The following is a 19,233-nucleotide window of genomic DNA, read 5'->3' as shown; positions in this document are numbered from 1 at the left end:
ACACGTCTGCGCGGCCGCTGCCTAAAGGGCCAACGGCTGCGCTCAAAGGCACCGTTCGGGCATTGGAAGACGCAGACCTTCATCGCCGGGTTGCGCTGTCATGGGCTCACGGCCCCTTTTGTTATCGACACGCCGATGAACCGGCGCATCTTCGAAACCTATGTCGAAACGCAGCTCGCTCCGACGCTGGCAAAGGGCGATGTCGTCATCCTCGACAATCTCGCTGCCCACAAGAGCCCGGCCGCCGAGGCAGCGATCCGGGCCAGAGGCGCATGGCTGCTCTTCCTGCCGCCCTACAGCCCAGATCTCAATCCCATCGAAATGGCATTTGCCAAGCTCAAGGCGCACCTGCGCGCAAAGGCCATCAGAACCATCGACGCCCTGTGGCAGGCCATTGGCGATATCTGCAATCTCTTCTCTCCAACAGAATGCAGAAATTACTTCGCAGCCGCAGGGTATGGACTCACATGAAAGTCCGCCGCTCTAGGCCTCCCCAGCAGTATTAGTTCACAAAGCAGGTCGGCACCCCTGCGATCCGCTGGATCCGGTCAGCGTGTGCTTCGGGTTCGGGGTGCAAGATCAGGCGGTGCAATTTGCACGGATGGCGGCGAACCAACCACCACGGCAGGGGCGCCAGATTGCTCACCACGTTGGCTCTCTTCTTCGCGGCTCATACTTTGGTGAGCAGCTTGCATCTCCGGAACGGTGAAAACCGGCACCTCGCCCTTGAAACCCTGGAGTTCAAAGGCGCCCGCCTGGACGACCGGCATCGGCGCTCCTGCCGCAAAGCCGGGACCAAGCACCAGGGGGATGCCCAGCTTCTTGGTCGTCGACTCGAGCCGAGCCGTGCGGTTCACCGGAGAGCCGATCGCGGTGTAATCGAAACGCCGTTCGGAGCCGAAATTGCCTACCGAGCAAATGCCCGTCTCGATGGCGACGCCGATTGCGATGGAGGGGTGGCCGTCCGCGCTGAAGGCGGCGTCTTCACGCTTCACCCGTTCGATCAGGGCAAGCCCCGCGTCGAGCGCGCGCTCGCGATGGTCCGGCTGATCAAGCGGCGCGTTCCAGAAAGCGAGCACCGCATCGCCCATGAACTTGTCGATAGTGCCGTCGCGCTTGAGGATCTCATCGGTCGCAATGCCGAGGAAGTGGTTGACCACCTTGGCGATTTCCTGGGTATCGAGTTGTTCGCTCATTGTCGTGAAGCCGCGTATGTCGCTGAGCAGGATCGTAATCTCGCGCTTCTCGCCGGACAGGATTGCCTCGGTGTCCGAGCTTGCGAGACGCTGCACCACGGAGGGCGACAGATATTGGGAGAACTGTCGTGCCAGGGTGGACCGGCGCTGCTCGCTGCGCCGGTAGAGGACATAGCCTTCGAAGCCGGCTACCAAGATCGTCGCAAGCGCCGGCTGCAGCGGGTCATAGAGTGCACCCTGCAGGCTGTATTCGAGAGCGCCGAACACGAAAGGCGTGACGGCCAGCAGCGCCAGAGCCAGGGCACCAAGCACGACACGCCCGGCGAGCACTCCGGAAAGCCCGATGAAAACGATGGCGCCGAGGACAAACCAGAGCCGCTCAAGCGTTCGTGCGTGCGTTGGCTCTGCAAGGTAGCGCCCGGCAAGCAACTGGGCGATTGCATCGGCGTGGATGTCCGCGCCTGGTCGCGCTGGACGCGTCGGGGTGGGCAGATACTGCGTCAGTCCCACGGCCGACAGATCGACAATAGCGATGGCCTCCCGCAGCCGCGGATCGCCATGGCCCGAAAGGATAGTGCTGGCAGATATACGCGGCGTATCGGTGGCGGTTTCCCAGAGGCGGATGCTCCCCTCCGGCTCGAGCGGCACAATGGCGCCGGCCATCCTGAGTGCGTCGAACCCGGCGGCATTCATCCGGGCTATGTAGCCGTCCTGCCCGGCGTAAAGGCGCAGGAGCTCGAGTGCGAAGGACGGCCACAGCTGCACGCCTTGAGCGGTGTTGCGAAGCCACAGCAGCGGCACATGGCGCAGTACGCCGTCGGGATCGGGCAAGGTGCGAATCACGCCGAGACCCGCGGCGGCGTTCGAGAATTCGGCAAGCGAGCCGGTCAGGCCGGTGAAGCCGGGAAGTGTGTGGGGTACCTGCCCGACGATCGACCAGCCGGCTTTGGGTTCTGCTTCTGAAACCGTCGCCTCATTGCCCAGGCTGACGGCAAGCGCCGTTCGATTTTTGGCCAGCGCCGCTGCCAGGCGCTTGTCTCCGGCGATGCCCTCAGGCGAGGTGTCGGCCTCGGGGAGTACCAGCGCAAGCCCGATCACCGCCGCGCCGGATTCGGTGATGCCATCGACCAGATCGGCCAAGAGGCCACGGTTCCAGGGCCATCGCCCATGTGCCTTGAGGCTGGCGTCGTCTATCGAGACGATCACGACAGGATTGCTCGTCGCCTGGTGTGGGGCGAGAAACTGGTAGAAGTCGTACGTCCGCTCACGCAGGCGCGACAACGGCCCGTCAAAAGCCAAATGGCAAGCGAGCAGCAGGAGCACGACCACAAGGCCGGATATTTTGCGCCTGCCAGCTTGCCGCCAATCAGCCCAGCGCCAACCGACCAAAAGGCTCATGTCGTGCGGCCAGGCCTAATTGCAGTAGTAGCAGCAACCCTCACCCTCACACTCGCCCTTATCCACGCCCCCGCCCACAGGTGGCGTTAGGCTGTCGGGGAACTCCATGACCACTCCTGGCAATGCGCCGTCCGTGGACTCGCAGACTTTGAGCGAGCCGCCGAGTGCCGACGCACAAATCGCGCTTACGTCCAATCCAGGACCCGGTGCGCCTGGCAGGCCGGTGCCGGCTATCCGGTCGATGCTGTCCAATATCGGGAAGGTGTCGATTCCGCCGTAGCCGGTCAGCAGCTTGCCATCTTCCGATGTGCAGGCGTAGCCCGGGTTTGTGATGACCAGCCGTTTGCCATTGATCGTGCAGGTCATGCGGCCGGCGCGCAGTATGCCGACGGTCTGGCCGGCTGCCACCAGCACTTCGATGATGCCGCCTCTCGCCCCCAGCACCATGTGCGGCGTCGCAACCTGCATGACGCCCCCTTTCGAAACCTGGCCGCCATAAAAACGGGCCAGGCCGCTGTTCATCCCGATGTCGATCTTTCCCGATCCGGAGCCCGGATTGTAGACGAATTCATCGATCGTCAGGCTGGTGTTCGGACCAATCTTGGCGCTCGATTCATCCCGGAACACCAGCATTCCAAGACCGGTGGGATTGCTGCGCAGCTGGTCGCCGAGTTCGACGCCGGCACCAACGTTCATTGTCCCGCCGTTGTTGCGGACGATGTTGGTCTGATAGGCCGTCATCGACCCGACCGTCTCAGCGGCGGATGGTGCCGCGAAGGCAAGGCAGGCGATAAAAATGGCGATCTGACGGTACGGGGTCCTCATCGCGGCCTCTTTCAATTGAGCGTCAACGTATAGCTCATGAGCATTTCGAACGATTTTCGGTCGCGGTTGGCGATGTCGAAGTTGGTTTCGCGATAGGCGAGATCGACGCTGATCTTCTGCGCCTCCGTCAGCTGAAAATCGCTTTCCGAGGCAATGCGCCAGAAGTCGCTCTTGATATTTGTGCCGATGCCGACAGACAGATCGGGAGTGTCGCTGTGGCCGGCCGAGAAGGCGATCTGGTGCGACCATGCGAAAAGATCCGGTACGTTCATCAACAGGCCGCCATAGCGGACCTCGCCCGTGTAGCTGCGGCCGATTTCGCCAGATCCGGAAGCGAAGTCATTCGAGCCGACAAAGCGCAGTCCGAGCGCCTGGCCATTGCGGAAGCGGTAGCTGCCGCCTGCCTCATAGAAGACCCTGCTATCGGCGAAAATGCCTTGCGAGGGGCTTAGATCGATGTAGCCGCCGCCTGCGAAAAGCGTCGTCTCGACCGTCGGGCGCACAAGAAAGCGCCCACTGACGCCGACGCCGGTTTCGTGGATATCGCTGTCGAAGCGATCTGTAACGGTGAACGCGGAAAGCAGCAGGCGCAGCGAATCGATCCCACTGTTGGGTAGCCCCTTGTCCCAGGTGATCGCGGCGTTGCCGTGGATGAAGGTCTCCTCGCTACCCGGAGCCGACAGGTCTTCCGTGAAAAAGCGCTGTGTCGCAGTCAACGACCCCGAAAGGACGAGAGCGTCGGCGCTTGGCGTGCCGAGGTCCCACCGGACAAAGCCTTCCGCCCGCCCATAGGGCGAGACGAAGCTGTCGTCGTCTTGCGCCCCGCCGGGCTCAAAATCAGTAAATGCGCTGAACACGCCGCCGGTCAGGGCGAGTTCCCAGGTGACGCCACGCAACGCGCGCTCGATGCGGGCGAGCAGGCGAACAGCTTCCTGCTGCTCACTTGCGGTCAGGCCGCCGACTTCGATGCCGTACTGCACCTGCCGCCGGGCCAATTCATAGGAGCCGACATGATAGTACAATCGGCTGGCCGCCAGGCGGGCGCGCGCATCGCGGGGATATTTGATCAGATACTGCTCGATTGAGGAGATCGCCTGATCGTATTGTCCCGCGTTGACGGCAACTGTGACGAACTGGGCGAGCGTTCCGTTGTCGGCCGGACTGGCGATGCGGGCCGAAAACGCATCGTCATATGCCGTAAAAAGACCTTGTGCGCCGGCCGGCAATACGCCGGTACAAAGCAGCGCCGCGGCGCAGCCGAAGATCGTTCGAAACGAAGATTGCATGCCGAGAACCCACCCCAAACCCGACTAGTGCGAAGGACTTAGCACGACCACAAGAAAAAGGCGACTGAACGGTCGTCAGACCATGCGAGTCTCAGCAGCTGTTGCAGCTGCGCAACAAACCATCGGATTTATTCGTATTTCGGCTGCGCTGGTTATCAAAACATCTTCTCAGCGTTGCTGTAACAATTGAAGTATTCGGCATCAGCGGCAACTAACTCAAATCGTCAGCAGTCGTGGATCGCACGGCCGACAAGATTAATATTGTTTGCGCGGTTCTGCGCGTATCTGGTCACCGAATGAGGCTTCAAGGTCACCTACGGCTCATCCAAAGGTCTTCCGTCGCGTTGCGCAGGGTCGGAGAGCTGCCGGAAGGTGCTTCTCACGACGCGTTCGCGATGCGGCACGGCTCTTGCTATTTCGTTGGACGCGACGAGGTCAGCTTATAGGAACCCCATCTCCCCATGGACGCGTCACCGGACGCGCCTTGCTACAGCACGAGCATGGTGGCCAGCCCCAGCATCAGGCCCATGCCTACGATATCGGTCACGGTGGTGAGAAAGATCGCCGAAGCGACCGCCGGATCGGCGCCGACCCGGCGCAGGCCCAGCGGGATCAGCACGCCGGAGATTCCGGACATGAGGCACGATCCGGACATGGCGAGCAGGATCACAAGTGCCAGCATGGGCGCCTGGGCCGCCGACTCCGGTTGCCGCGACGCGTAGAACCACATCGCCGCAGCCGCCACAAGACCGACGAGCACGCCGTTGGCGATCCCGAGCGCGCCCTCCCTCATCACCAGGTGCAGCTTCGGTCGTTTGTCCACATCCCCCAGGGCAAGGCCACGCAGCGTCATAGCCAGTGCCTGGCAGCCGGTGTTTCCGCTCTGCCCGGCCAAGACCGGGAGGAACGCCGCCAAGGCGACGATCTTCTCGATCGTGCCTGTGAACGAACTGACCACGAAAGCGGCCATGAAGGCCGTCAGCAGGTTCAGCTGCAGCCACGGATGACGCTTCAAGAAGGCTGAAAACAGCGGCGTAAAAGAACGCTCCTCTTTCTGGACGCCCACCATCTGGCCAGACTGGGCGGAAATCTCAATGATTTGCTGTTCGAACAGCCGCCAGCCGCGGACCTGCCCGAGCAGCCGGTTATCCGCGTCCACCACGGGATAGACAGGGTAGTGACGGCGTACCGCCGCCTTGCAGGCGTCGCTCAAAGACAGACCGACGTTAAGGGCGAACGGCCTGGGCAGCATGATCTGATCGACCATCGCGTCCGGTTCGCTCAGCATCAGATCGCGCAGGACCACCAGGCCAACCAGCTTATCGCCGCCCTCCGTGACGTAGAGATAAGTGAGCTCGGTCGGCACCTGGGTGCGTCTGACGGCCTCCACCGCGGCGGCTATCGTCGTGCCGACAGGAACGCTGGCGGGAATCGGGTCCATCAGTTCGACGAGCGACTCAGGGATCGCAAGGTCCTTGCCACCGGCATCAGGCTTGACAGGCCGCATATGCGGCGGCAAATGCTCCGCCACCTTACGGGCGTGCCTGTCCGGCAACAACTTTAGTGTGTCCCGGATGAACTCGGGAGATTCTCGGGCCAGCAATTCAGCCGCGTCGTCGGGTGCTCGAGCACGCAGCGTGCGCACCAACTTCTGAACGTCGTTCTCTTCCTTCATCTGCCGCCGCCCCCAAATTGCTAGTGTCTTGCCTCTGACAGTATGACACGGATCGGATCGCTCTGTCTGGCGCGCAGTGGCCCAAGCGCCTCGATCCCGATATCTTCGCCTCTCGGGCCCGAGTGGACCGAACCCAGACAGATCTGCGTCATTGCGTGGGTGCATACAGGCGGGCTGTAACGTCAGAGTGTCGCCGAGAATTTGACGTGTTGCGAACTTCACCGGTCTTTTGGGCTTTGCGAGCACGCCGCAGCAATGAAACTCAAACCCGGAAGTTCTGCAGAGGCAGGGTCTCCGGCGTTCGAATTGATTGCCTCATCCGGCGCATCTTGCCAGTTCCTCCAGCTCTGGAGGCTGATGAATTCGCCACGATGACAAGGTGATTTGCGTGAACCTGTAATAGTTTAGCTTGAGAAAGGGGTTCTCAGTATCAAGTCTGTCTGAACGAGAGGTGCTCTTGAGAGCTTCCAGGTTCGGGGGCAGGCAGTCTGCTTTGTGAGACTCGAGGTCGTCGCGGTCCGATCCGAGTTAATGTAGGCCCACTGGCAATAGCGTAGACCGCTCGATCGCACTTGGGGCGAACCAAAACTCGTTTCGAGAGTGGTATCGGTTCGGCAATTGCCATCTCACCTAGCAGTGATCCGGACGGCCCGGGATTCCTGGCCGCCCGTCATCGGGGGATGCATATGAGCAACATTATCGCCCCAGTCTTTAACTCAATTTCTGCCAATGGCGGGTTGGAGAGCCTTGTGGCGGACTTTCGCAGCTTTGCCTGATGGGGCGTGGAAGCCGTCGAACTGGGACTGACGACCCTTGACCTCATAGCGGGTGGCCGCGTCATCCCCGAGAGAGCCGAGAGGCTTATCGCACTGACCAGGCAATTCGATTTCCGCTATACGGTTCACGGCGTCGTCTCATCGAACCTCATGGATCCGGCGGTCTGCCGTTACCAGATCCATGCAGCCAAGGCCTTGGTCGAACTCTGCGACCGGGTCGATGCGCGCGTGCTTGTCCAGCATAGTGGGCCTTTTCGCGCCGACCAGCTTCTAGATCGTGCCGCTGCAGAGGGACGCGAACGCGAAGCGTTGTTCGACCTTGCCGAGTTCTGCAAACCCTACGGTGTGCGCATCGCCTTCGAGAACCTCTTCGCCATGGAACCGGGTCAGTGCCGGCAGAGCCCGGCGGAGGTGGCGCAGACGGTGAAGGCGGTCGGCCGTCCCGACCTGATGGCGCTCGTCGATTTCAGCCATGCTTATATTGAATCCAATCGTGGCCTGAATTCCCGCGAGCAACCTGCGGGCGATGGCGCCGGTAGCAGGGCACCTGCATGTCCATGACTCCTTCGGCGCCCGCAGGGCTTCCACAGGACCTACCTCCCGCAGGAGGATGCCGCGCTGGGGGTAGACGACCTGCACATGCCGCTCGGCTGGGGCGATATCGAATGGGATGACATTTTCAGTGAGCTGGCCTTCTTGCCGGGACCGTCCTCATCATGGAAATCGGACCCCGCTATCCGCAACGAGCAGCCCGATTGCCTGGCCCGGGCAAACAACCTCATCGCCTTGAACAATCGCGCTGAGCGCGGAGCGGCGGAGTAAAGGTCGAGAATCCGCGGCTGTGCCCTGACGCGACTTGCCCATCCTGTTTTCGATGAGATTGTGACAGGATGCAATCAGGCCTGCCGGTCTGCCATACGCTGACGAGCATGTGGCATGCCGGCCCTTGGTAGTCGAGGGCGGGCAGGGCCGGAAACGTGCCAATCCCTACCCATTGGCCAGCCGGGCCTTTGGCTATCCTGCATGGTGTAGTCGCATGCCTACCCACCAACTCGGTTTCAGGTTCGCATGGGATGCGTCTGCATTTCGGTGGAGCTGATAGCGAGGCATTTCTGTCGCAAAATGTTCGCGAAAATCGGGTCGTACGCGGCAGTCGTTCGCGAGAGATTCGCCGCCGTTTGATTCCAATGGGACGTTTCGCCGTAATGGTTCATTTGTTATTAGATCGGCGTGCCAGCCTGATGCCAGGACCTCCACCGTTCTCCGGAATGAAATCAATGCCGGCCGATTTGAGCGCGTGACAAATACGATCGACAGTTGCTTCCTTAAGCGCCTCGCCGCGTTCGAAGCGGACTATAGTTTGGGTTGAGACTCCCGCTTCCCGAGCTAGATCCAATACTCCCCATTCCAGCGCCGCCCGAGCCATTCGACACTGTATCGGCGTCATGCAATCACTATATTATGATGATTTCTGTTGCGCATTTGCTGCTCAAGCTGTACCTTTGTCTGCATTTAAGCGGCTAGGCGCGGCGTTGACGCACCGTGCCCAGCCTGACCACAACCCAAGCTGCTTGGAGCTCGGATCATGGCTGATTCCGACAATACCACGACTTTATCTTTCGTCACCCGCAGGCGAGTGCTTGCGGCTGGGATGATCACGTCCACCGCGTTGGTAGTTGAGAAAAATGCGTTTGCCGAAAGTCCAGCTGCACCGAGTATGCCTCCCGACCCAGCGCTGGCGCTTCGCCGGGAATGGCAGACAGCCCACAAGTTGACCAATCGGCTTTGCCGCAGACAGCAGCGCCTGGAGACCAGGCTTGTCGAATGTGTCGGCTTTCCTTGTGTGGACGTCCGGCTGCCCGAAGGCGAGGAACTGACAGTCTACTCGATCGAGGCGCTCGATCAGGTGCTCGGCAACGGGCCGGATACCGCCGCTCTTCGAGAGAAGGCCGAAACTGAGCTTGCTGCGCATCAGGCACGCTGGGATGCGGCTGCCGAGAAGACCGGTTACATTGCTGCCCTCAGAGCCGAACGCGAAGCTGGCGAGCGGGCGACGGATCTTCTAGAGGCTTTCTCAACCACCCCCGCTACGACTCTCGCCGGTGTGGCGGGCAAGCTCGATGCCTTGTTGCGCGAGGGCGAAGCCGGGGAGGAATGCTCCGAGTTTCCTTGGCCGCAAATCCGCTCAGCGCTCAGCGACCTGGTGCGTATCAGCGAAGGCTTTGGTGCTGACCGGGTGCGGCGCCGAAGGATTCGTCGTGACCAAGCTGAAACTCTCCGCCATCCCGATAACCGTCCGGTCAAGATCACGGTCGAACTGCCCGGCGCCGTTCATCGCGATCTCGTCGCCTATGCTGAATTGCTCGGCCGCGAAACCGGACAGATAGTCGCCGATCCGGCAAAGCTGATAGTGCCGATGCTGACCCGGTTCATGACAACGGACAGAGCCTTTGCTAGAGCCCGACGAACCCTGAAGGCGGGATGACTATTCGGGTCATTGCGGCCGTCAGGACGAATACCGATCGCGCAGGAACGCGATGAAGATCGGCAGGGCAGGATTGGCGTTATCCTGGCGCCAACGGGCAAAGCTGGAGATTTGGATCAGCTTGCCCCCGATCCGCAGCTTGCGGCAGACGGCGCCGTCAGGAACACTGTTGGCGTCTCCATCGTGGATCAGAGCGACTCCGAGGCCGTTTCCGACAAGGCGCAGAAGGATTCCCGCACTGACGTGATGTTCGACAATTGCGGGAACCTGCACGCCGTTTCCAACAGCGTCGGCGAGCAGAAATGCTTCGCCCCTGCGCACGAGCAGCGTCTCCTGGCCTAGCTCCGACCACTCGATCACGGGACGGCTTGCTAGGGGATGACTGGAAGCGAGAACGACGGCTAGGGTATCCTTCCACAATTTCAGTTCGAATGCGCTGCCAGTGGATCGAGAGGAGGAAGTGACGGTGACGTCGACCTCGGTGCCGCCCAGAGCAGCCCTGGGCTCAGGGTGAGATCCCTCTGTTAAGCTGACGGTCACATTTGGATGACATTGCCCGAACTCGATAATCGCATCCAGCGCTCGCTCGGCGAGGATGAGTCCGTTGCAGCCGATGGAAAGCCTTTGTTGTTCATCTTTAATGCCGGTCCTGGCCAGCGTGAGAGTATTGTCCAGTTCGAGCAGCACGGAGCGCAGACGACCCAGGAAACGCTCGCCGGCCGGGGTTGGGCCAACGCCGCCGGCATGGCGATGAAATATTCTCGTTCCCATCGCGTATTCGAGATCGCGTATGCGCCGGCTGAGCGCGGTGTGATCGATCCCAGCGCGCCGCGCCGCTCGCAGAAAGCTGCCCTCCTCGGCGACTATGAGCGCATAATTGAGGGTCACGAGTTGAATGGAGCTCCGCATCTCTGCTCGACGTCTATGTAGCGATAATTGAAGACGTTTTGAGCGCTTTTGACGACCGCGGGCTATCACCAAATCTCGGTATTGACACTGAAGAGACCATCCACGCCGCTTTGCAAAGCATACGAGGGCGTCAGATAGCTCGCAGCAACCTCTCACGATTACCGGAACGACCTCGGAACGTTCATCGGAGAAGACGAACCCGAACCTGTTTGGGTTTGGCCTTGTCCTGAAGACAGCCTTTGGCCTTAAGTGGCTCTCATGTCCAGCGAGGGCGGCTCGCCTTGATGCATGCCGCGATACTCGGGCGATCCGATCAGGCGAGCTCGGATGACAGGTAACTTGCAGCGATGATCCCGGATAACGCTCACAAAGATGCCACTCCGCTTTTTCGTGGCGTCATGCTTCGGGAATCGAGTCTTGAACGAAGACGGAGCGGCGGACCGGCTCGAGTTGAAGGTCCGCCGTTCCGGGTGATTCAGATCACAAGGAACGAACCTGCTGCAAGCGACAGACCTGGAGAAAGCGTGGCGAACTGTATTTGAGATGCGCCTCCGATCCCGTCGCTATCGAAAGAGAGCGCTCCGGTTGAGCTGTTGTAGATGATATGGTCGGAGCTATCATGCGCAGCCGTGCCAGCAAAGAAAGCATCGGATGAAAGGCCACCCAACTTAAGCCCGGCAAAAACGGCGTCGTCGAGCTGGATCTTGTCCTGGAGCTTGTTGAAGTCGGTGACCTTGTCGATATTGCCGGCTCCAAGAGCGCTGTTGAACACGAATGCATCATTGCCTCCGTTACCGGTCAAGATGTCGGCACCTCGTCCGCCATTGATGACATTGGCGCCGGCATTGCCCAGGATCGTCTGAGCGAACTCGTTTCCGGTGAGATTGATCGCCGTAGTGCCGGATGGATTCGCAGTGGCAAGAAACTCAACCTGTGAGCCTGCTGAAAGGGCATAGCTTACCGAGGCGAGCACCCTGTCGATGCCGCCGCCCGCCACCTCAACCACCTTGTCGCCCGCATTGTCGACATTGTACGTGTCATTGCCAAGATAGCCGGCCATTGTGTCGGCCCCGCCGCCGCCGTTGATGACATTGACGCCGGCATTGCCCTGGATGGTCTGGGCGAACTCGTTGCCCGTAAGGTTGATGGCCGCCGTCCCCGACATCCTCGTGGTGGCGAGAATCTCGATCTCGGAGCCTGCTGAAAGCGTATGGCTCACGGCCGTGAATATCTTGTCGGCGCCGCCGCCCACTGCCTCAATGACCTTATCACCGGCATTGTCGACATAGTAGGTATCGTTGCCGGCATAGCCGGCCATCGTGTCGGCGCCCCCGCCGCCGTAGATGATGTTAGCGCCGCCGCCACCAGTGAGGATATTTGTGCCTGCATTGCCAACGATCGTATGAGTAAACCCGTTGCCGGTCAGGTTAATTGCGGTCGTGCCGGCCAGATTGTTGGTTGCGAGGGTCTCGATCTCCGAGCCGGCCGAAAGGGCATAGCTTACCGAGGCGAGCAGCTTGTCGGAGCCGCCGCCCACCGCCTCAATGACTTTGTCACCGGCATTGTCGGCATAATAGGTGTCGTTGCCACCATAGCCGGTCATCGTGTCGGCGCCGCCGCCGCCGTAGATGACATTGGCGCCGGCATTGCCCTGGAGGATCTGGGCGAACTCGTTGCCGTTGAGGTTGATCGCCGTGGTCCCGGACGGGTTGTTGGTGGCGAGAAGCTCGATTTCCGAGCCAGCCGCAAGCGCATGACTTACGGAGGCGAGTGCTTTGTCGGTACCGCCGCCCACAGCCTCGATCTCCTTATCGCGGGCATCATCGACATAATAGGTGTCATTGCCGCCATAGCCGATCATTGTGTGGCCGCCGGCCCCGTGAAACACATCGTCGCCGCTGGTTCCATACAAGGTGTCGCTTGTGGTCCCCGTCGTTGCAAGGTTGTGTTCCCGGAAAACGGCCTGCAGTTCCGAAGAGCTCTCCAACGCCGTGTCGCCTCGCTGCGAACCCCAAGCGTACGCGTAGTCGAAGGCGGGTGACGGAACCAGCTTGGCCCAGTGCTCCATCATGATTTCCATCTGGGCGGCGGTGGGCACCACATATTTGCCGCCCATATCGGTGTTATACTCGCCACCTCCAAACGCCTGGTAGCCCGGAACGATCTGGCTCGTCGGGATGCCCGATGCCTGAGCGGCAGCGACGAATTTATCGATCATGTTGTAGTCGACCGGGCCATCCGTGCGGACGGGATAGACATCTATGCCGTAGTAATCGATACCGGTATTGGCGGGATTGTACGTGCCCCTAAAATCCGGATTCGCCGACGTCCCCAAGCTCATCATTGTGATGTAGGTCTTGGCGCCTGGAAAATGCTCATGGATCCAGTCGGATTCTGCCTTCAGATTCGCGGCGGAGGCGTAAGTGCCCCATTGGCCGGTGGGATCCGGCTCGTCAACCAGGAAGAACCCAAATACGTTCGGATTGCCTAGGAAAGGAGTAACCTTGTCGATAAAGGATTGGGTTACTCCGTTGGCCTCGTCGAGGTAGACCAAGCCTTTCATGCCCTCTGGCAGCTCGTTGACCTGCTCAACATATTGCACGCTAGCCAGATTGAATCCGGCTTTTGCAATGTCCGTGCCGGATCCGCCCGACGTGTAATGGAGAGTCGCCATCCATAATCCCTCATTTTGATTCGATAGCGCCCCGCGGAGGCCTGCCTACTAGAAGGTGTATATTAGCGCCAAATCACATACCTACTCGCTCTGATAGAATGGTTGATCGCTGGCAGGATTGTCGCAATGTCGGGAAAATTGTACTTTGAGTAGTGGGTGAGTGTTCAAATTGCAATCTATTAACGTAGACTTTCCACAGTTAAATATGTAATTATTGGAAATAGTATGTATTGTTTACTAAATTTGCCACCATGTAAAGCTAAACGACAATTCATATATTATGAAATAGTCGATATCCAAGTATCTACTAGTGAGATTGGGGAACGGTGCAGTGAGAATCTTTATAGTAGTACGAATACCATACGCTGTCGCGGGAAAAAATATTATTGGTTGCATCAGAATGTTCCAAGCTATAAAATAGAATGCCGAGCCATGGTGAACAAGCAGGTTCTCTCCACAAGATGCATTTTCGTGCCGGCCAATCGAGCCGACGTTAAGCTAAGGTGTTAGCCGGACCATGTTCTCTGCCGGCGACACCACTTTGTTGTGGACAAACACTGGGCGGGTGCCAGAGCACACTCAGTCATCCGCACCGACCCACTTGAAAGTCGGGCGACGCATGTCGAGCAGCACGATTCGGCCATACATCAGAAAGCGCGTTGTTGGGCCGGGCGTGCATCGTATGGAGGCCGCAATCAGCGGATCGCCTTCCTGACCGAGCTTTTGGTTGATCTCCGTTTCTATCTCGTTGGCGAGAAACACCCGCGACCAGAAACTTACTCCACCGTTACCGATTTCGCCAGATTGCGCGGCTGGTCGACGTCCGTGTCCATGAACACAGCGGTGAAATAGGCAGCCTCTGGATCGGCAACGCGTAGATGATCGGCGAGATGATTTCCGGCACGTCCGGCAAAACGATCGTCTCCATCGTCCTCACCGTGGCGAAGATGCGGTCATGCCGGGGCGATGACGATGACTGGCATGTCCTCGTCGATCAGCGCGATCGGGCCGTGTTTACGGCAAGTCCGTTGCGACGCTGGCAACTATACAACTGCTAGAATAGGCAATTCGGCCGGACGCGTCTAGACCGCTTACGGCGAAGCAGGTAGTTTCCGTGTTAAATCCGGCTAGCAAAGACTAGCTGTCATCAACATCAGCGAGGATATAGCTTGATATTCGTCCTATGGGTCGCTTTGGTGGGCACCATCACCGTATGCCTTACCAATTTCCCTAAAGTGTCGGTACCGTGGATTGGGGTCGCTGGGCTGTTTTCATACACCCTCCCGGCCCTCGTTGGGCTCACCAGTCCAGTTGCCGCCCCTGGTATGACTGGCTACTTCGCGCCCACATCAGATCGGGCCACCATGGTCATGGCGGTTGTGTGGATGGCGTTTGGACTATCAATCATCGCTGCTAACGCTTTTCACGCCATAAATCGGCAAGAAGTTCGAGTTTTGTCGCACCCCCGCTACATCAATCGATTTTTGACCCTAACCTTCGTTCTCAGCATGGGTCTTTTTGCCTCGTTCGTCATTAGGTACGGCGCGGGTTGGTTCCTGCAAACGCGCTCAGATCTAAGTTCACTAGTCGGAGTGGACTGGCTAATCTGGAAATGGAGCAACGCCTTAGGTCTCCTCATCGCAGCGTACTTTTTTACCTGGTCGCGGCTATGCAAAATCTACACTGTCTTTTTCGGGGCGATGATTGTGGTCAACATCGTGGCTGGTGATCGCACAACACCAGTCATCGCCATGGTCGGCGTAATTGTGTCTCTGAGTTGGGGAATGCCAATTGGTCGAGCGGTGTTCGCTTCCAGGGCATGGCTTGGCGCCGGCCTGGTCCTTGCGATCATTTTTTTGGCCAAGCCGTTTTACGTGGCGCTGAAAACCGGAGCTTCGTTCGGCGAGGTTTTTAACAGCATGTCAACTATGTCATTCCAGATGGGCTGGGAAGCTTTCGGCACTCACGAGTTGCTGGAACGAGTCCTCGCGTTGAATGTTTCCTATTCCCCTTGGGCGACCGTTCGGGACTGCTTGGCGCAGTTCTTGGTGATGCCGTCGGCTTTCGGCTTCGGCAGCACTGGGTACAATGATCTGATACAAAGCCAAGTCATCAGCTACGCGACTTACGGGCTCGCGTCGAACTTTTGGGCACACTGGTGGTCGATGTTTGGCATAGTCGGGGTAATCATTGGCGGGATGGTTTACGGCCTGTCTTTAGTTTTCTTGAACAATTTGGTCCAGCGTAGCGGCGGGATGACGTTCTTTTTGTTTATCATTCTGGCTGCGACGCTTGGCGTCTATGCTCACCGAAACAGCCCCGAGAACGTTCTTGCGTTGATGAGGCCTATCCTGCTCGCATACGCCGTTGTGTGGCTGGCAATGTACATCATCCCTTTTAGAACGACGGACGGAGGCACAGTGCGAGTAATGTCACCGACTAGACGTGTGCATCGGAACGCCTAGGCCGCAGCACCTCGCCGCGCCGTGTTTTTATGGTACAGGACCCGCATCATGTAACGGCGCAACGGTTTCGCAGGTTCTGTAACCCATGTCTCCAGAACGGACCCCTGCGAGATGGCTGGGGCGCCAGGATTCGAACCTGGGAATGTCGGTACCAAAAACCGATGCCTTACCACTTGGCGACGCCCCAACAGCCGGAGCCTGCCCGCTGTGCGCGCGGCCTTATAGGACGAGCCGGGAGAAAGCTCAATGCCGACTACGCGCGACCGATCCACCAGTTTTGCCATCGTCACTTTGAACGGACCTATTCACCTCACACCGCCATTTCATTGCCGGCCGGATCGACGAAATGGAACCGCCTGCCGCCGGGGAATGAAAAGATCGGCTTGACGATGGTGCCGCCGGCACTCTCGACGGCGCTCAATGTTTCCTCCAGCCTTTCGGAATAGAGCACGGGCAGCGGCTTGGCCGGCGCATCTTGGCCATCCGCTTGAAAACCGCCGTCCAGCCCTTCGGCAAAGGCTGAATAGGTCGGCCCGTAATCGGTGAACGACCACGAGAAGGCCGCGCTGTAGAAAGCCTTTACCCTGTCCAGCGTTCCGCCTGTCGCCGGCATTTCCAGATAATCGAGCTTTCCGGTCATTCTCATCGTTCAGCCTTTTGTTCACGTTATGTTCTATAACAAAGCGTTCCAAAAAACAAGTCTTTTCGGCGCCGCTTTTCATTAATCGATTGTAGAGGCCGGCCGGCTTGGTCGATGCCTTGCCTTTCGCACTGCAGCATCATATCGCTCGATTTGTCAGTATTTCCAATCTCCTGCAACCGGGGAGCAAGCATGACCAAATGGGTCTACACCTTTGGCGATGGAGCGGCGGAAGGCCGTGCCGGCGACCGCAATCTGCTCGGCGGCAAGGGCGCCAATCTTGCCGAAATGTGCAGCCTGGGCCTGCCGGTGCCACCAGGATTCACCATCACCACCGAGGTCTGCAACGCCTATTACGCCAACGGCCACGCGTATCCGGCCTCGCTGGAAGCGGATGTTGCGGTCGCCCTCGACCATATCGGTCGGCTGACCGGGCGTCGTTTCGGCGATCCGTCGAATCTGCTTTTGGTGTCGGTGCGCTCCGGTGCCCGCGCTTCCATGCCCGGCATGATGGACACCGTGCTCAATCTCGGCCTCAACGACGAGACGGTCGAAGCCTTGGCCGCCGATTCAGGCGATTCGCGCTTTGCCTATGACAGCTATCGCCGTTTCATCCAGATGTATTCCGACGTCGTCATGGGCCTCGACCATGAGGTGTTCGAGGAGATCCTCGAAGACCAGAAGGGTGGGCTCGGCCATGAGCTCGACACCGAGCTGACAGCCATCGAATGGCAAGGCGTAATCGCGCTCTACAAGGCCAAGGTCGAGGAGGAGCTCGGCAAGCCGTTTCCGCAGGATCCGAACGAGCAGCTGTGGGGCGCCATCGGTGCGGTGTTTTCCAGCTGGATGAACAACCGCGCCATCACCTACCGACGCCTGCACGACATTCCCACAAGCTGGGGCACGGCGGTCAATGTCCAGGCCATGGTCTTCGGCAATATGGGCGACACCTCGGCCACCGGCGTCGCCTTCACCCGCAATCCATCGACCGGCGAAAAGCAGCTTTATGGCGAGTTCCTGGTCAACGCCCAGGGCGAGGATGTCGTTGCCGGCATCCGTACGCCGCAGAACATCACCGAGGCGGCGCGCATTGCCGCCGGTTCCGACAAGCCGTCGCTGCAGAAGCTGATGCCGGATGCCTTCCAGGCATTCGTCAGCATCTCCGACCGCCTGGAAAAGCATTACCGCGACATGCAGGATCTCGAATTCACCATCGAGCGCGGCAAATTGTGGATGCTGCAGACCAGGTCAGGCAAACGCACCGCCAAGGCGGCACTGAAGATTGCCGTCGACATGGCCAGGGACGGGCTGATTTCGAAGGAGGAGGCCGTCGCCCGCATCGATCCGGCCTCGCTCGACCAGTTGCTGCATCCGACGATTGATCCGAAGGCGGCGCGCGACATCATCGGCGTCGGCCTGCCGGCATCGCCAGGTGCTGCCACCGGCGAAATCGTGTTTTCCTCGAACGACGCCGAGGAGGCCAAGACACAAGGCCGCAAGGCGATCCTGGTGCGCATCGAGACCAGCCCCGAAGACATCCATGGCATGCATGCGGCAGAAGGCATCCTGACGACGCGCGGCGGCATGACCAGCCACGCAGCTGTTGTGGCGCGCGGCATGGGTAAGCCTTGCGTTTCGGGAGCCGGCTCGCTGCGCGTTGACTACAAGGCCGGCACGCTGATGGCGATGGGCGCGACCTTCCGCAAGGGCGACATCATCACCATCGACGGCGGCAACGGCCAGGTGCTGAAGGGTGCCGTACCGATGCTGCAGCCGGAACTCTCGGGCGATTTCGCCGCTATCATGGAGTGGGCCGACGGCGCGCGCCGCATGAAGGTGCGCACCAATGCCGAGACGCCGCTGGATGCGCGCATGGCGCGGTCCTTCGGCGCCGAAGGCATCGGGCTTTGCCGCACCGAGCACATGTTCTTCGACGGCGATCGCATCATTGCCATGCGCGAGATGATCCTGGCCGATACGGAAAAGGACCGCCGAACGGCGCTGGCCAAGCTGTTGCCGATGCAGCGCTCCGATTTCCTCGAGCTGTTCGAGATCATGGCCGGCCTGCCGGTGACGATCCGCCTGCTCGATCCGCCGCTGCACGAATTCCTGCCGAAGACCGAGGAGGAGGTGGCCGAGGTCGCCGCTGCCATGAACGTATCGCCGGACAAGCTCAGGCGGCGCACCGAAGCGCTGCACGAGTTTAATCCGATGCTCGGCCATCGCGGCTGCCGGCTTGCCGTCTCATATCCCGAAATCGCCGAGATGCAGGCACGAGCCATTTTCGAGGCGGCCGTGGAGGCCGGCAGGAAGGCCGGCGCGCTGGTGGTCCCCGAAATCATGGTGCCGCTGGTCGGGCTGGTGAAGGAGCTCGACTTCGTCAAGGCACGTATCGATGCGGTCGCCAAAAGCGTGATGGAGGAGACCGGTGTCAGGATCGACTATCTGACAGGCACGATGATCGAACTGCCGCGCGCCGCGATCCGCGCTCATGTCATTGCCGAGGCGGCCGAATTCTTCTCTTTCGGCACCAACGATCTGACCCAGACCACCTTCGGCATCTCGCGCGACGATGCCGCCTCGTTCCTCGAGACCTACCGGAAAAAAGGCATCATCGAGCAGGATCCCTTCGTGTCGCTCGACATAGAGGGTGTCGGCGAGCTGGTGCGGATGGCGGCCGAAAAGGGCAGGGCGACGCGGCCCGACATCAAGCTCGGTATTTGCGGCGAGCACGGCGGCGACCCGGCCTCGATCCATTTCTGCGAAAAGGTCGGCCTCGACTACGTCTCGTGCTCGCCATACCGGGTGCCGATCGCCAGGCTGGCCGCCGCGCAAGCGGCGGTGCAGACTGCAAAGAACGGCCGCGGATAGGAGTTGCAGTCCACTGGCATCTGACCTTACCGA

The 19,233-nt window shown here is 59.8% G+C and carries 13 protein-coding genes, 1 tRNA gene and 2 pseudogenes; 5 read left to right on the top strand and 11 right to left on the bottom strand.

What is annotated here, in order from left to right; genetic code table 11:
• Positions 1-471: IS630 family transposase (locus tag NKI67_RS24540; RefSeq protein WP_352647366.1), on the top strand; the 471-nt coding region annotated here is incomplete at its 5' end.
• A gap of 77 nt (positions 472-548) precedes the next feature.
• Here NKI67_RS24540 and NKI67_RS24535 read toward each other — a convergent pair.
• From NKI67_RS24535 to NKI67_RS24520, 4 genes are all read right to left on the bottom strand, one after another.
• The gene (locus NKI67_RS24535) at positions 549-2,594 is read right to left on the bottom strand and encodes a CHASE2 domain-containing protein (RefSeq protein WP_352647364.1); all 2,046 of its coding nucleotides are present in this window, start codon (positions 2,592-2,594) and stop codon (positions 549-551) included.
• 15 nt (positions 2,595-2,609) lie between these two features.
• Positions 2,610-3,434: a FecR family protein gene (locus NKI67_RS24530; RefSeq protein ID WP_023678725.1), complete on the bottom strand. Its 825-nt coding sequence runs from the start codon at positions 3,432-3,434 to the stop codon at positions 2,610-2,612.
• Positions 3,431-4,705: a tetratricopeptide repeat protein gene (locus NKI67_RS24525; protein ID WP_352647362.1), complete on the bottom strand. Its 1,275-nt coding sequence runs from the start codon at positions 4,703-4,705 to the stop codon at positions 3,431-3,433. The genes NKI67_RS24530 and NKI67_RS24525 overlap by 4 nt, the downstream gene beginning before the upstream one ends.
• A 487-nt stretch (positions 4,706-5,192) precedes the next feature.
• Positions 5,193-6,380: a magnesium transporter gene (locus NKI67_RS24520; RefSeq protein ID WP_352647360.1), complete on the bottom strand. Its 1,188-nt coding sequence runs from the start codon at positions 6,378-6,380 to the stop codon at positions 5,193-5,195.
• A 686-nt stretch (positions 6,381-7,066) separates the two neighbouring features.
• Here NKI67_RS24520 and NKI67_RS24515 point away from each other — a divergent pair.
• Positions 7,067-7,978 (top strand): annotated as a pseudogene (locus NKI67_RS24515) (sugar phosphate isomerase/epimerase family protein).
• Positions 7,979-8,366: 388 nt separating this feature from the next.
• On the opposite strand, the gene NKI67_RS24510 reads toward NKI67_RS24515, so the two are convergent.
• Complete coding sequence (locus NKI67_RS24510; RefSeq protein ID WP_352647372.1) at positions 8,367-8,582, bottom strand: helix-turn-helix domain-containing protein; 216 nt, start codon at positions 8,580-8,582, stop codon at positions 8,367-8,369.
• A 159-nt stretch (positions 8,583-8,741) separates the two neighbouring features.
• Between NKI67_RS24510 and NKI67_RS24505 the strand changes: the two genes are divergently transcribed.
• The gene (locus NKI67_RS24505; protein WP_352647358.1) at positions 8,742-9,641 is read left to right on the top strand and encodes a DUF2274 domain-containing protein; all 900 of its coding nucleotides are present in this window, start codon (positions 8,742-8,744) and stop codon (positions 9,639-9,641) included.
• Between the two features lie 21 nt (positions 9,642-9,662).
• On the opposite strand, the gene NKI67_RS24500 is transcribed toward NKI67_RS24505, so the two are convergent.
• From NKI67_RS24500 to NKI67_RS24485, 4 genes and pseudogenes are all read right to left on the bottom strand, one after another.
• Positions 9,663-10,529: a LysR family transcriptional regulator gene (locus NKI67_RS24500; RefSeq protein WP_352647356.1), complete on the bottom strand. Its 867-nt coding sequence runs from the start codon at positions 10,527-10,529 to the stop codon at positions 9,663-9,665.
• A 496-nt stretch (positions 10,530-11,025) separates the two neighbouring features.
• A complete protein-coding gene (locus NKI67_RS24495; protein ID WP_352647354.1) occupies positions 11,026-13,224 on the bottom strand; it encodes a calcium-binding protein in 2,199 nt (732 codons plus the stop codon).
• Between the two features lie 579 nt (positions 13,225-13,803).
• Entirely contained in the window at positions 13,804-13,986 is a 183-nt protein-coding gene (locus NKI67_RS24490; protein ID WP_352647352.1) for a hypothetical protein, read from the bottom strand.
• A gap of 14 nt (positions 13,987-14,000) precedes the next feature.
• Positions 14,001-14,240 (bottom strand): annotated as a pseudogene (locus tag NKI67_RS24485) (glutamine--fructose-6-phosphate transaminase (isomerizing)); the annotation flags it as partial.
• A 180-nt stretch (positions 14,241-14,420) separates the two neighbouring features.
• On the opposite strand from NKI67_RS24485, the gene NKI67_RS24480 reads away from it, so the two are divergent.
• Positions 14,421-15,689 carry a hypothetical protein gene (locus NKI67_RS24480; RefSeq protein WP_352647350.1) on the top strand — a complete coding sequence of 423 codons (1,269 nt, stop codon included), beginning with the start codon at positions 14,421-14,423 and terminating at the stop codon, positions 15,687-15,689.
• Between the two features lie 112 nt (positions 15,690-15,801).
• Here the strand turns inward: NKI67_RS24480 and NKI67_RS24475 are convergent.
• Both NKI67_RS24475 and NKI67_RS24470 read right to left on the bottom strand, forming a co-directional pair.
• Positions 15,802-15,876: transfer RNA gene (locus tag NKI67_RS24475), tRNA-Gln, on the bottom strand.
• A gap of 123 nt (positions 15,877-15,999) precedes the next feature.
• On the bottom strand, positions 16,000-16,335 hold the full coding sequence (locus NKI67_RS24470) for a VOC family protein (protein WP_352647348.1): 336 nt from the start codon (positions 16,333-16,335) through the stop codon (positions 16,000-16,002).
• Between the two features lie 186 nt (positions 16,336-16,521).
• Here NKI67_RS24470 and ppdK point away from each other — a divergent pair, with 186 nt between their 5' ends.
• Complete coding sequence (gene ppdK / locus NKI67_RS24465; protein WP_352647347.1) at positions 16,522-19,200, top strand: pyruvate, phosphate dikinase; 2,679 nt, start codon at positions 16,522-16,524, stop codon at positions 19,198-19,200.
• Positions 19,201-19,233 lie beyond the last annotated feature (33 nt).

The organism is Mesorhizobium sp. M0408 (genome assembly GCF_040321495.1).
In the GTDB taxonomy this organism is placed as follows: Bacteria; Pseudomonadota; Alphaproteobacteria; order Rhizobiales; family Rhizobiaceae; genus Mesorhizobium.
The sequence above is the reverse complement of the archived record's forward strand: the minus strand, read 5'-3'. Positions and strand labels throughout refer to the sequence as shown.